Genomic DNA, 14631 nt, shown 5'->3' on the forward strand with positions numbered 1-14631 from the left:
CATCAAAGTGAAAAAAATTGCTCATTGTTTATTAAGTTTGATGATATTAATGGGATTAACAGGTTGTAATGATAAAGTTAATATTGAAGACATTACTATGGCGCTTTTATACGGAATTGATTTAGACGAACAAGGGAATGTTACTATTTATATGTCAAGCCCTGTTTTTAGTAAAGATGCGAAAGAAAAAAATGAAGAATTTAAAGTGAAAAGTTTATCTTTCAAAGAAGCCAGAGATTATTTTGATGCAAAAGCAACTGGTATTACAGCAGGTGGTAAGTTGCAGGCTATATTAATCGGTAGAAAAATAATTGAACGTAACGACTGGTTTTCTTTATTAGATGTATTTTACCGAGATCCAAAGATGCGTCTTAATGCTGATATATTAGTTATTAACGGTTCTGTTTCAGATGTTTTTGAATTTAGTCCGAAAAATAAGCCAAGATTATCAGTCTTTATTCCACAGTTAATAAAAACAGCCAATTTTAGAAATGTCTCAGTAAGAACTACATTACGAAATTTTTACTCTTTGAATTCAGAAAAAGGTATTACACCTTTTGCACCTGAATTAACTTTAAAGGATGATATTTTAGAAATAAGTGGTACTACTTTATTAAACAATCAAAATCAATATAGTAGGTCCCTATCATTAAAAGAAACATTGCTAATAAAAATATTAGCGGATAGAAATACAGGACAAATAAGTATGTGGTTAAAGGATAAACAAGACAACAAAAATAATAATACCATCCCTAATGATAAAATCAGTTTTTATGTTAGGGATATAAAAAGGAATGTAAAAAAGAAATATAAAGATGGAAAATACCAATTTGATATAAACCTTAAATTACCGGTATCAATAACAGAATCCCCAATATTATTAAATGATGAATCACAAGGAAATTTGAAAAAGGAAATTGAGCATGAATTACAAAAAGAACTTAATCATTTAATTAAATCACTACAAAAAGAAAAGTTGGATCCTATTGGTCTTGGTCAATTCGCAAGGTCATTTAAATACCATGAATGGAAAAAAGTAGAAGATGATTGGGTTAGTGCATACCAACAATCAAAAATTAATGTAAACGTAAAAATTATCTTGGTAGATAAAGGGACAACTATGTAAGTAAAAAGATATATAATTTCACAAAATAAACAAAACAATAAAACAAGTGAAAATCACTTAATGAAAGATTCTTTTAAAAATAATTTTGAAAAAGAAGTAATCCGTAATGGAAAGATGATTTCTGTGTTGTACAGTTTTCATCTTTTTTAATTTAAAATTGTTATTGAATTTATTATAGTTTCTTTTTTCTTTTGTTCAGCTACAGTCATTTTCCTAGTTCCATATAGTAATAATATTTAATTTATTTGATATAACAAGAAAAGCTTAACCATTATCAAAAATAATTTTTTAATAATAATGTCTTTACTTTATTATTAAATTCTTGATACAATAGCTTTCCGTCTGAAAATTCGGCTATTTATTTACATAAAGGGAGGTTAGAAAATGGCGACACAGCAATTCGAAGAAGAACTTCAATATTTAAACACAATTTTATCTGAAATGGAACGGCAACTAACGAAACTTGAAGGGATTCCCGTTTACACTGGAAGTGATGTAACCGAACAAGTACTAGAAGGAATAAGAGAAACAAATCGAAGGAATCTTCGCTTAGCTAAAAACGAACCTTATTTTGGTCGTATGGATTTTCAAGAGGAGCATAAAGATTCGGTACCAGTTTACATAGGAAAAGTAGGAATATCAGAACAAGCTACAGAAAATCCATTGATAATTGATTGGCGTGCACCAATTGCTAGTATGTTTTATTCGTTTACTGGAGGGGACGATCCTGCTTATTACGAATCGCCTGAAGGTATTATCGAAGGTATTATCTATTTAAAACGAAATATAGTAATCCGCAAAAAAAATCTCCAACGCGTTGTAGATACATATGTAAAAGGCGATCAAGATGTATCAACTACTGATGATTTTCTTCTATATCGATTAAGTGAAAACAAAGATAATCGCTTGAAGGATATTGTCTCTACTATTCAATCTGAACAAAATGATATTATTCGTTCATCCAAAAATACACCTTTAGTCATTCAAGGAGTAGCAGGAAGCGGAAAAACAACTGTTGCTCTTCATCGACTTGCATTTCTGATTTACCAATACCGTGAAACATTAAGGGCAGATAAAATGATTATTTTTGCACCTAATAATATGTTTCTAGATTATATTTCTAACGTTCTTCCAGAGTTAGGAGTAGGTGGCATCCAACAGACAACATTTTCAGATTGGGCATTAAATACTCTCGACCATGATGTAAAATTAAAGGATTCGTCAGAAAACTTAAACAAATGGTTCGCAATTGGTGCTAATCGTCTTGAAATCAATCAATATAGTCCAGGTAAATGGAAAGGTTCAACTCATTTTATGTCATATATTGATCGATGTATGGATATGTATGAAGCCTCAGCTGTTCCTGAGAAAGATTTCAAACCTTGGAAAAAAAGAATGATTGATAAAGAAACACTTAAACATTGGTTTAGTATTGAATATAAACATTATCCACTTGCTAAACGGAGAGAACGAATTGTTGCAAGGCTCAAGAAATGGATTGATAATGAGCTAAAGATTATAGAAGAAACAAATATAAGAAAAGAGAAAAAGAAAAAAGCTATTCAATATTTAAATTCTTATATGAAACAATGGCCAAAGCATACTGCACTTTCTTTCTATAAATCTCTATTCACTACAACAAAGGGTGCTTCTATTGTAGACGAAATACCAGCAGATATTATTAAATCAACATCTTTAAATTGTAAAAAGAAAGAGATGGATCAGGAGGATTTGGCTCCGCTAGTCTATATTCACAATCGTCTTTTTGGAATTGAGTCACAGCAAAAGTTCCATCATGTAATCGTTGACGAAGCGCAAGATTTTTCACCTTTCCAAATTGCACTATTAAAGCAGATGACGCTTAGAAATTCGTTCACGATTCTCGGAGATTTATCCCAAGCCATTCACGAGTATCAAGGTATTAATAATTGGGATGAGTTTTTAGAGGTATTCAATGCAAAAGAAGTAACCTATTACGAGTTAAATAGAAGCTATCGTTCCACAATGGAAATCATTCAGTTTGCGAATGAGATTATAAAAAAGGCAAATATACCTGTTAGCTTAGCAAATCCAGTATTTCGAAGTGGGGAAAAAGTTAAAATACAAGAAGTAGATCACTCAAATCAGATTGAAATAATCATTAATTCCATCCGTCAATTAAAAAAGGATAAAATGGATACAATTGCAATTATTGGTCGGACTGAGGATGAGTGTGCAATTTTACACAGTGAATTATCTGCAGCTGGTGAAGAAGTATCCTTTATTCATTCAAAACAGAGAAAATATGAAGGGGGCATTTCGGTAGTACCGGTGTATCTTTCTAAAGGACTTGAATTTGATGCAGTACTACTTGTCGATGTAGATGATGAACACTACGAAGAAACGAAACAAGACGCTAAATTACTTTATGTTGGATGTACTCGAGCACTACACAATTTGATCGTACTTTACTCTGGAAACAAGTCTCCACTGATTGGAAAATCACCACTTCAGATCGTTTAAATACAATGCTAATTATTTTAACTGAATGATTTAATACAAATTTACAAAAGAGCATCGATTTTATAGATCGATGCTTTTTATATTGACTTGAATTAACTTTTCTAAAACTCCATTTTTAAATTAAAACAGACAAAAAATTCTTCTGTTATTGTAAAAAAATTCCTAAAATATGGTAATTCTTGCTCTTACAACAAGATTAATAGTCTATTAAAATTGAATTATTAAATAAAAAGTAGGTGATCATCATCGAGACAAAACACGAAGTCGTATTGTGCTTGAAGGATTTAAAAAAGGATTATGGTGCAAAATCGGTTTTAAAAGGGATTGATTTAACAGTTCATCGTGGACAAATTATTGGTTATATTGGTCCAAACGGAGCAGGTAAAAGCACGACTATCAAAATTTTATTAGGACTAGAAGGGAATTACTCTGGGAAGGTTGAGATTTTTGGAGAGGAAATTTCAGATCAGAATGTTGAATATAAGAAGAATATTGGGTATGTTCCTGAAATTGCCGAACTATACGATAATCTAACAGCCAGAGAGTATTTAACATTCGTTGGCGAGTTATACGGAATGGATTTTGATGAAGCTGATGAGAAGGCTATGAAGTTAATGAAGGTATTTGGTTTGGAGGAAGTTTATTTATCGCGAATTGCTTCTTTTTCAAAAGGGATGAGGCAAAAAGTCCTAATCATTTCAAGTTTAATACATAATCCTGACCTATTATTTTTGGATGAGCCACTTAGTGGACTTGATGCAAATAGTGTAATGGTATTTAAAGAAATACTAGACATTCTCGCAGCTAATGGAAAAACGATCTTTTATTCATCACATATTATGGACGTAGTAGAGAAAATAAGTAATCGAATTATTTTGATTAATGATGGCAAAATCGTTGCAGATGGTAGTTTTAAAGAATTAAAGGAGCAAAATGAAGAAGGATCATTGGAACAAATTTTCAATCAGCTTACAGGATTTAATGAACATCAAGCTTTAGCTGAGGAATTCGTATCCATTGTAAAAGGGGGATAACTGTGAAGGATTTCCCTACGTTAAAAATCTTAGACTTTTTTCGACCGCTTTTTGAACTATTTGGTGTTGATTATCCAATCATGCGTAAAATTTTAGCAGTTAAATTAACAATGGATAGTCGTAGGACACCGACCATTTTTAATCAAAATAACAAGAAAACAAAAAAAGACGAAGAAAATGGAGTTACAAAATCTTTAGGAATGTATGCTTTACTTAGTCTAATGCTCATACCTTTAGTGCTTTTTGGAAAAAGTTATGTATATGAAATGAGCGCTTTTTTTGGCATTATTATGTTCCTCATCATGACATCAATGATCTCAGATTTTTCAAATGTCTTACTTGATGTGAAAGACAAGGGGATTCTTCATACGAAACCGATCGGAAAAAAGACGATTACTGCTGCTAAAATGGTACATATATCGATCTATCTTTTATTAATAACTACATCTATTACAGCATTGCCAGTAATAGTTGGGACATTTAGACACGGTTTTTTATTTTTAATTTTAGCGATTGTAGAGCTTCTTCTAGTCAATTTATTTATAGTTGTTTTAACTTCAATTATTTATTATATTATTTTAAGATTTTTTGATGGTGAAAAGTTAAAAGATATTATCAATTACGTTCAAATCGGGCTATCAATTTCAATTGCTGTTGGTTATCAACTTGTTGGTAGAGCATTTAGCTTTGTAAATCTAGATATGTCATTTTCGCCAAATTGGTACCATTTTCTGATTCCACCTATTTGGTTTGGGGCACCATTTGAGCTGATTTTAAATCGTAATACAAGTACTTATCTTATTGGATTTTCTATTTTAGCAGTAATAATCCCTATTATTGCAATCATGTTTTACAGTTTATTGATCCCATCCTTTGAGAAAAATCTTCAAAAATTATCAAATAATAGCGGCTTAAATAGAAAAAAAGACAGTAAGTGGAAAAATTGGCTAGCTAATGTAATTTGTAAAAATAATGAAGAAAAAGTATTTTTTAGATTTGCAGATAATATGATGCGAAACGAGAGGGAATTCCGACTAAAGGTTTATCCGTCATTAGGATTATCCATCGTTCTCCCATTTGTTTTCTTATTCAATCAATTACAAATTTCTTCCTACCATCATATCGTATCAAGTAAGAGTTTTCTAACGATTTATATGTCTTGTTTAATTATCCCTAATGCGATTGCAATGTTAAAATATTCCGGGAAATATAAAGGAGCCTGGATCTACAAAACGGCTCCTGTATCAAACCTAGCACCATTATATAGCGCAACATTAAAAGTATTTATCGCAAATCTATATTTTCCGGTCTATTTTATTTTAAGTATAATTTTTATCGGAATCTTTGGTATAAAAATAATTCCTGATCTATTAGTAGTTTTTATAAGCTCAATTTTATATACAGTTATTTGCTCAAATTATCTTAAGGGATCGCTACCATTTTCAGAGTCATTTGAGGATGCCACTCAAAATTCCGGTCTCAAAATAATGGTTGCTTTAATATTAGGGGGCATATTGGCATTAATTCATTGGGGGGTAACATTTATTCCATTTGGTGTAATGATTTATTTAGTCTTGCTAATTATTGTGACTTTCTTTTCATGGAAGCAAGCTTATAAAACGATTTGGAATTTTTGAAATGATTGAATACTAAAAAAGTAGAAGGCATATTGCTTTCTACTTTTTATATTTTATTTCTTGGGTAAGATAAATGAGTGAACTGAGCAATTAAATAGAATTTTTAAAATGATTGGGATAATATGGGATTGTAGCTTAAATATAAAGTTTGTGAGAGGACGTTGACTATGTCTAATTTATTCAAACCATTCAAATACAAAGGATTAGAATTAAAAAATCGTGTTGTAATGCCCCCTATGTGTCAATATTCGGTCCATTTAAAAGATGGGATTCCAACAGATTGGCATTTCGTTCATTATACAAGTCGTGCAATCGGAGGTACGGGTTTAATCATTATAGAAATGACAAACGTTGAAGATCGAGGCCGCATTTCAGATTATTGCCTAGGAATTTGGAGTGATGACCATATACCGGCATTTAAGCGAATTATCGATGAATGTCATAAATATGGTGCAAAAGTTGCGATTCAAATTGCTCATGCAGGACGTAAAGCTGAAGATGCTCCAATTCCAGTGTCCTCTTCACCAAACGCTTTTAACGAGAATTCAAAAACTCCACATGAGTTAACAACTTTAGAAGTAAAAGAAATGGTTGAAAAGTTCAAAAAAGGTGTAGAGCGTGCAGTTCTTGCTGGTGTAGATACGATTGAGCTTCATGGTGCTCATGGCTATCTTATTCACCAATTCGCATCTTCTTATACGAATCAAAGAACAGATGAATATGGACAGGATAAATTTTTATTTGGAAAAGAAGTGATTAAAGCAGCTAAAAGTGTAATGCCAGCTGACATGCCACTTATTATGCGAATTTCTGCGTTAGAATACGTGGATGGAGGCTATGGACTAGATTATTCTGTCGAAATGGCTAAAGCATTCCGTGATGCAGGTGTGGATATCTTCCACATTTCATCCGGTGGTGAAGGTCCAATCGGTTCAGGAGGTAGACCTGGATCTCATCCTGGATATCAAGTCAAATTAGCTGAACAAATTAAGAAAGAAGTAGAAATCCCTGTCATTGCAGTTGGGAAATTAGATGATGCAAATCTTGCAGAAGCTGTACTTGGCAATCAAGAAGCGGATTTAATCGCTGTTGGTCGTGGTATGCTAAGCAATCCTTATTGGGCTAATGAAGCTTCAATCCTTCTTGATGGAAAACCTTTGACTCCAAAACCTTATGAGAGAGCATATTAAGAAAAAAGTAAAAAGTACGCTGAGTAATCAGCGTACTTTTCTAATGAGACTATAAAAAAAACTTGGATAGTTTCTAACTAAGTCTTATTTAGAATTTACTTCTTCATCAAAAAATGGTTTGTTCGCAAAATAGTACATAACTGCCATCATAAATTCTCCACCAATAAGATTTCCAATTGTTACAGGAATTAGATTTCGAATAATTCCTGATACAGAAATAGTGGTAGGATGATCAATTACAAGTGCTATTGCAAAGGAGCACATATTGGCAATACTATGCTCGTAACCGGACATAAAGAAACAAAATACAAATAACATCATCGCAGTAATTTTTGTTAGATTTTCAGTTTCACCAAAAGACATTGGTATGAAAAAGGCAAGACACACGAGCCAATTACACAAGATCCCCCTTGCGAATAAATGAAAAATAGAATTATCTATTTTATGTTCGACAACTGATAATAGAAACGCACTTGAGTCAGGAGCATCAAAAAGTCCAGTAGTATAAATGATAAAAGCAAAAAGACATGCGCCTAATACATTTCCTACATAACTATATACCAGGAGCTCAAAGACTTTAGGCCATTTCATTTTATCTCTCAATGCAGCATAAGTGTAATAAAATGTATTCCCAGTAAAGAGATCTCCACCTCCATACCAAATCAACACAATAGCTGCTCCAAATGTTAATGCGGCAATTGGGTAAGCAACAGGAGAATTCACTAAGAAAAAGCCGTTCCCTGTTTTAAAAGCTACCATTACCCCAAAACCAATAAACATACTTGCAAGCATACTTCTTAATACGTAGCGGAGATGGCTTTGGTCAAATATTTTTTGTTTCTTTAAGGCTAACTTTTCAACTTCTAACAGCGGTTTTACTTCCATCAAATCACCCCTTTTTAATTTGTCCATAAATGTTTAAGAAATAGCATTTTTGTAAAATTTTATGGTAAAATTTCATTATTAACAATTTTCCGTATAAATAAATCAGCTGTTATTAATGAGTAGATGGATAACGAATAGTAGAGATAGAAAAGTTTATTGGAGGGGTTAATTTGAAAGAAGTTATAGTACGCCCATATACATTTGAGGATGCAGAGGCTAAGTTACAATTACATGTAGAAAATAAAGAACACTTTGAAAAATGGTCTCCTACATTAAGGAAAGAGGAATTTTATACAGTTGAAGGACAAATGAATAGTATTAAAGAGTTTATGGAAAAAAGTGCAGAAGATAATAGATATGATTTTGCGATCTTTGTTAAAGAAGACAATGAATTTACTTTAATTGGCGAAGTACAGTTCATTTTTGTTACACGAGGACCTAAACAAAGTTGTATGGTTGGTTACCATATTGGGGAAAAATTTAACGGCCAAGGATATATGACGAAAGCTTTGAAACTTGCTTTGAAAATTGCATTTGAAGATTTGAAGTTCCACCGAGTGACTTCAGAAGTTAATCCAGAAAACTTAGGGTCTTTACGCGTCCTTGAAAAGGTTGGATTTGTGAAGGAAGGATATTATCGAAAAAACTTAAAAATTAGAGATCAGTGGTATGATCATGTTTGTTTGGCAATCTTAGAAGAAGAATTTGCAAAAGAAGGTTGCACAAAGCTAATTTAGTAAAATAAACATTTTGTTTAATTTAAGATAGACAGTTTACTGTTTATCTTTTTTTAATAGAAAATAATTTTAATATCTAAAAAAAGTTCAAATTTACATTAGTTTGAAAATAATTAGATGCATTACGACATAATTTTTAATTTATCACAAAATTTTAACAATAAAAATAAAGGAAAATTGGCATATTTTAGCTAATTAATAAGAAAGGGAGTTTATACTCTCTTTCTATTTAATAATCGATGCAATCATTCGATTTAAGTGTAAGATGCTCAAAGTAAAAACTATGGTAAAAAAAAGGAGTGGTAGGGATGAATTTCTACATTATATCGGAAGAGAAGGAAAACCAAAACATTCATTATTACTGTATCGCTGCAGGTAGCCATCGCTACGACTTTGCTGTTATCTTTTCGGGAAAATTTCTAGGTAAAGCAATGGTTGTCTCTATTCAAAGTGGAAGAATGGTATTACTTTGCAGAGAAGACATTGACCATCCAGAACACTGGGATCAAAAGCTCGGCATTGCAGCTGAAGATATCAAAGAAATTGAAACATTTTTTCATTCTATTTTGGATCAACGAATGTTTAGTGATCAATATTAAAAAGTGGGAGTCTCCAAATTTTTGGAGGCTCTTTTTATTTTGTATTTAAAAGTACTTTTTTGAAGAGGTTTGCTTTTTTGCTACCTCTTTTTTATTTTATAACAAAGAATTAAAAAATACATTTCGACATATAATTTTAGTTGCATCACAAAATAAACATTTAATCTATTAATTTCCCCAATTATAAAAAAAATCAATATAAAAAATTTATGTTTTTTTAATAAAACGAATTGATATTTCCTCAAATTAACTTGGGATTCTCTTTAAATATCGTTTAAATGACAATATTTTTAAGTGAAATGCCCTTTTTTATGTTCTTTCATTCATGCTTAAATCCCCCAATTTACTCTAAATTATGATGTATGTAAAATTTGAATTATATTTTTGTTGATTGGTTAGTTTTTACCCTAATTTTTTGTTTAAACAATTATGGAAAAAATAGGGATAAGGAAAATTTTACTATTTTTCTTAAAAAACAATTAATTGTATATTAATTTTGTTTTAAATACCTTACAATTAATAAGAATTTGTAACAATTATATCTCTTTTTATTAATAGTGAGTAAAAACGCTTGTTTTGTTAATTACGTTACAGGTAAATAGACCTTGAAAATCCTCGGAAATTCATATTATCAAATCCAAAAGTTCTATTTTTGAGTAATCTAAAAGGTATTATTGAGTGTTTACTAGAAAATAATTCCAAGAGAAAGGAGGGGTTTGATAGTTTTGATTTGTAAATGATGTAACTACATATAAGTTTAATCCATTTGTTTTCATTCATTAAATAATTCTAATCTTACATTTAAATGAATGGATTAATGTTTAGTTGTTACATATGTTTGTCTAGTTAATAATCTTTGAATCTATTAAAAAAGGGGCTCAACAATGAAGAAAAAAAATTATTTAGCTTTACCTGTATCAACAATCCTGTTATTTTCAAGTATTTATTCTGGAACAGTTCAAGCTGCTTCAGTAACAGGAGCTAATAGTACAGTAGCTAATCAGACAAACTCTGGTAAAAACCTTAGAAAAAGCCAAATGAAGGAAGTGCAAAAAGCAAGTGGTAAAGTACTCCCTAAAAAGGCAGAATCTAAAATTGAAACAAAATTAAGAGATAAATTAAAAAATAAACAATCAGTAACGAAACATAATGAACAAACAGGTGAATTAATCGTTAAATATAAAAAGAAAGTGACTACTGGGGAAATCACTACACTACAGAAAAAATATTCTTTAAAGTCTTCTAAGAAATTAAAGAGTTTAAATGCTGAGTTAGTAAAAATTCCAACAGGCGAAAGTACTTCAGAATACATAACGAAACTAAAAAAGGATCCAAATGTTGAATCTGTACAACCGAACTACAAATATTACGCTTCTGACTTCAATAATGCGAATGACTATTATGAACAATTATGGGGACTTAATAATAAAGGACAAACGGTCAATGATAGTGTAGGAAAAGAAGATATTGATATAGACGCACCTGAAAGCTGGACTAATTTTAGTTCAAAACTTGCAAAACCTGAAGCGCAAGTAGTAGTTGGTGTAATCGATACAGGCGTGGATATTAATCATCCGGATTTAGCAGGAAAAATTTGGAAAAATACTAAAGAAATTCCTAATAATAAAATTGATGATGACCATAATGGTTATGTTGATGATGTAAATGGCTGGGATTTTTATAACGATGATAACACTGTTTACGATGCACTTGATGGAGATGAACATGGTACTCATGTATCTGGAACAATTGCCGCAGCACTAGAAGGTCCAAATCTATCAGATAATAAAGGTGTAGTAGGTGTTGCTCCTAACGTAAAGATTTTACCATTAAAGTTCATCGGTCCTGATGGAGGAACATCAGCAGATGCGATCGAAGCAATCGAATACGCTAAAAGTATGGGCGTAAAAATCACAAATAACAGCTGGGGTGGCGGAGAATACGATCCATTACTTGAAGAAGCAATTGCAAATTCAAATAGCTTATTTGTAGCTGCTGCGGGTAATGACGGAATGGATAATGATGAAGAAGGCTCTTATCCTGCTAGTTTTGAAAGTTCTAATATATTATCCGTTGCTGCAGTTGATAATAAAGGAAATTTAGCACCATTCTCAAATTATGGCGCTGAATCTGTAGATGTTGCTGCTCCTGGAGTTGACATTATGAGTTCAGTCCCTAAATACCCAATCGATGAAATTACAAAAGCATTAAAAATTGATCAAGCTGGAGCATCAGCTCAAATTGCTGGAGACAATTACAAAGCGATCTTTGATGGCATTGGATATGAAAAGATATCTGAAAAACAAAGACAGGATGCTTTTGATAAAGCATTAAGTTATTTAGATTTAACGGATACGAATAAGAAAATTTTACTAGTTCAAGATGATGAAAATGATCTTGCAGACTTGTTAAAAGATTTTATTCCTGAACTTGCTAAAATCTTTAAAAACTATTTACCGACATATCAAAAACTGTTGTCTAAGTATTCTTCGGTAAATACGGTTACAATCAGTTCTGATTCTTCTTTATCAATGAACAGTACAGATTTATCACAATACGATGCTGTAGTTTGGTTTACAGGGAACGGTATTGGAATTAACTCTGAAGAGGGTACTACTTTAACAAAATCAGATACAGAATTACTAAAAAATTATCTTACTAATGGCGGTAAGTTATTATTATCTGGTGTGAACGTACTTGGTGGACAAGAGAAATCATCGCTTGTAAAAGATACTTTACATTTAAATGTTTATTCAGACATGGGTCCAAGTTTAAATGTTGAAGGTACTGGTGGAATCTATCAAGATACTAAATTTGATGTAAACCGATATGATTTACCATACTACATCGCTGATTATGTAACATCGAATGATCCAAAAACAGTCATTAATTCTAAATATGTTTCTGATTATACCCAAGCATATGATTATTATAGTGGAACATCTATGGCAACTCCACATACTACGGGTGCGGCTGCTATTTTACTAGGTTTACATCCAAACATGTCACCTGAGATGCTTAAGCTATATACAAGTGCAAAAGGAACGAAATTAGATTCACTAAAAGGTCTAGTAGGCACTGGAAATATTGTTAAATCATCAACTCTAGATAACTTTGATGACAATGATACACCAGGTATTCCATTAGATAAAAGTGTACTAAATGGAAGTCTAGATTCTACAAAAGACAAAAACGATGTTTATGCAATATCATTAAAAGAAGGCCAAGGCATTACATTCTCATTAAACGGGCAAACAGGAAGCGATTTTGACTTGTATGTTTATAATGAATCCTCATCTAGTGTAAATAATAAGAATGGTATGGTTGCGTACTCAGAGAACATAAATTCATCCAAAGAAAAGATTAACTTTATCGCTCCTAGAACTGGAATCTATTTTGTAAATGTCTACGATTACAGTGGTTCAGGAAACTACAAACTTTATTCTGGAAATTTCGGTGGATCGTATGAAGATGATTCTGACGCAGTGACGTTAGATGGAGAATGGAATGCAGTAATTAATCCGCAATTCTCTGAAGAAATGGCAGGAGTACTTAATTCTAGAGGTGAAGTTAATTTCTCATTTGTTGGATCTAGCATTGAATGGCAAGGTTTTAAAGATGCAACACAAGGAATTGCCGATGTATATATAGACGGCAATAAGATCCCATCTCTATCGCTTTATAATAGTACGTTGAAATCAAATCAAAGTTTATTAAAATATGATTTTACAACTTATGGCAATCACTCTATCAGAATTGTTTGGACTGGTAAAAGTGATCCAATGGCAAGAAAATCTGCTACAGGAATCAATTTGGATAAATTTATTGTTAAAGATAATCCTATTTCATTAAAAACATCATTTGATACTGCAAAGAAATATCCAGTAATTTCATGGACTGCTCCTAAATGGGCAGAATCATATAATATTTATCGAAAAGAGTCGTCACAAACTGATTATGTACAAATAAATAAAACACCTATTACAACAACGACATTTACAGATACAACTGCTATGTCACCTGGAAAAACGTACAACTATGTTGTGGTAATTAATACACAGGATAAAACTGAGACACCTTATTCAACATCAATTAGTTACGTAAACGATGATGATATTAAAGGAAGAATATATATATCAGGTACTGCAAAAGGCAGTCTTAATACTGACGCAAAAGACTTTAAAGATGTTTGGGCTAAAAACTTAGAAGCAGGCAAAACATATGAAATTACGTTAACTGGTCCGACTAATGCAAACTTTGATCTTTCATTATACAACATTGGTACATCAACTATTTATGGTACGAATGAATTGAAAAAGTCTGCTAGTACAACGTCTACTGAAAAAATTGTCTTTAAACCAACAAAAACTGGTATGTACTATATCGTTCCTTCTGCTGTAAAAGGCTCTGGCCAATATAGTATTAATATTTCAGTGCAAACAACAAAATCAGTAGAGAACAATGATTCTAATGTTAAATACTCAGGAAACTGGAGTAAGTTAAATTATACGAGCGCTTCTGGTGGCACGATAAATCAAACAAAAGGATCAACTGGATCGCTTCAATACAATTTTAGTGGTACGGGTATAACTGTAAATGCTTTAAAAGATAAGAATATGGGTAGAGCAGATATTTATATTGATGGCAAAAAAATAAAGCAAATTGACCTTTACTCTTCAAGCCGTAAATATAAAGTAAATGTATTCGATATACAAAATCTAGCAAATAAAGCTCACACTATTAAGATTGTTGCTACTGGTACAAAATCTAGTGCCGCAACAAACAAGTTAATAAATGTTGATTCATTTAAATTAACTCAGTTTTCTTTAGTTAAATAATATGTATAAGCATTAGCAAAACAAAAAATCCTGATTGCTCTTATGAGTAATCGGGATTTTTTTTGAATTTAGACTAGTTTAAT

9 protein-coding genes are annotated in these 14631 nt (G+C 31.6%); 8 read left to right on the top strand and 1 reads right to left on the bottom strand.

Translation table 11 applies throughout. The annotated features are described in order from the left end of the window. The first annotated feature begins 7 nt into the window (after positions 1-7). The 5 genes from BED47_RS02415 to BED47_RS02435 all read left to right on the top strand — a co-directional run bounded on the left by BED47_RS02415 (position 8) and on the right by BED47_RS02435 (position 7489). Entirely contained in the window at positions 8-1126 is a 1119-nt protein-coding gene (locus BED47_RS02415) for a Ger(x)C family spore germination protein (RefSeq protein ID WP_084006721.1), read from the top strand. Between the two features lie 384 nt (positions 1127-1510). Then, entirely contained in the window at positions 1511-3628 is a 2118-nt protein-coding gene (locus BED47_RS02420) for a HelD family protein (protein WP_069032219.1), read from the top strand. A 275-nt stretch (positions 3629-3903) separates the two neighbouring features. Then, a complete protein-coding gene (locus tag BED47_RS02425) occupies positions 3904-4662 on the top strand; it encodes an ABC transporter ATP-binding protein (RefSeq protein ID WP_254664525.1) in 759 nt (252 codons plus the stop codon). Positions 4663-4664: 2 nt separating this feature from the next. Continuing rightward, on the top strand, positions 4665-6299 hold the full coding sequence (locus tag BED47_RS02430; protein WP_069032220.1) for a hypothetical protein: 1635 nt from the start codon (positions 4665-4667) through the stop codon (positions 6297-6299). A gap of 167 nt (positions 6300-6466) precedes the next feature. After that, positions 6467-7489, top strand: a complete 1023-nt coding sequence (locus BED47_RS02435; RefSeq protein WP_069032221.1) for an NADH:flavin oxidoreductase/NADH oxidase — start codon at positions 6467-6469, stop codon at positions 7487-7489. An 84-nt stretch (positions 7490-7573) separates the two neighbouring features. Here the strand turns inward: BED47_RS02435 and BED47_RS02440 are convergent, their stop codons facing one another. Continuing rightward, positions 7574-8374, bottom strand: coding sequence for a formate/nitrite transporter family protein (locus BED47_RS02440; RefSeq protein WP_069032222.1), 801 nt, complete (start codon positions 8372-8374; stop codon positions 7574-7576). Between the two features lie 170 nt (positions 8375-8544). Here BED47_RS02440 and BED47_RS02445 point away from each other — a divergent pair, with 170 nt between their 5' ends. From BED47_RS02445 to BED47_RS02455, 3 genes are all read left to right on the top strand, one after another. Then, entirely contained in the window at positions 8545-9111 is a 567-nt protein-coding gene (locus tag BED47_RS02445) for a GNAT family N-acetyltransferase (RefSeq protein WP_069032223.1), read from the top strand. A gap of 308 nt (positions 9112-9419) precedes the next feature. Further along, the gene (locus tag BED47_RS02450) at positions 9420-9710 is read left to right on the top strand and encodes an SAV0927 family protein (RefSeq protein WP_069032224.1); all 291 of its coding nucleotides are present in this window, start codon (positions 9420-9422) and stop codon (positions 9708-9710) included. Positions 9711-10594: 884 nt separating this feature from the next. Continuing rightward, the gene (locus tag BED47_RS02455; RefSeq protein ID WP_069032225.1) at positions 10595-14548 is read left to right on the top strand and encodes a S8 family serine peptidase; all 3954 of its coding nucleotides are present in this window, start codon (positions 10595-10597) and stop codon (positions 14546-14548) included. Positions 14549-14631 lie beyond the last annotated feature (83 nt).

Source organism: Gottfriedia luciferensis, from assembly GCF_001712755.1.
In the GTDB taxonomy this organism is placed as follows: Bacteria; Bacillota; Bacilli; order Bacillales; family Bacillaceae_G; genus Gottfriedia; species Gottfriedia luciferensis_B.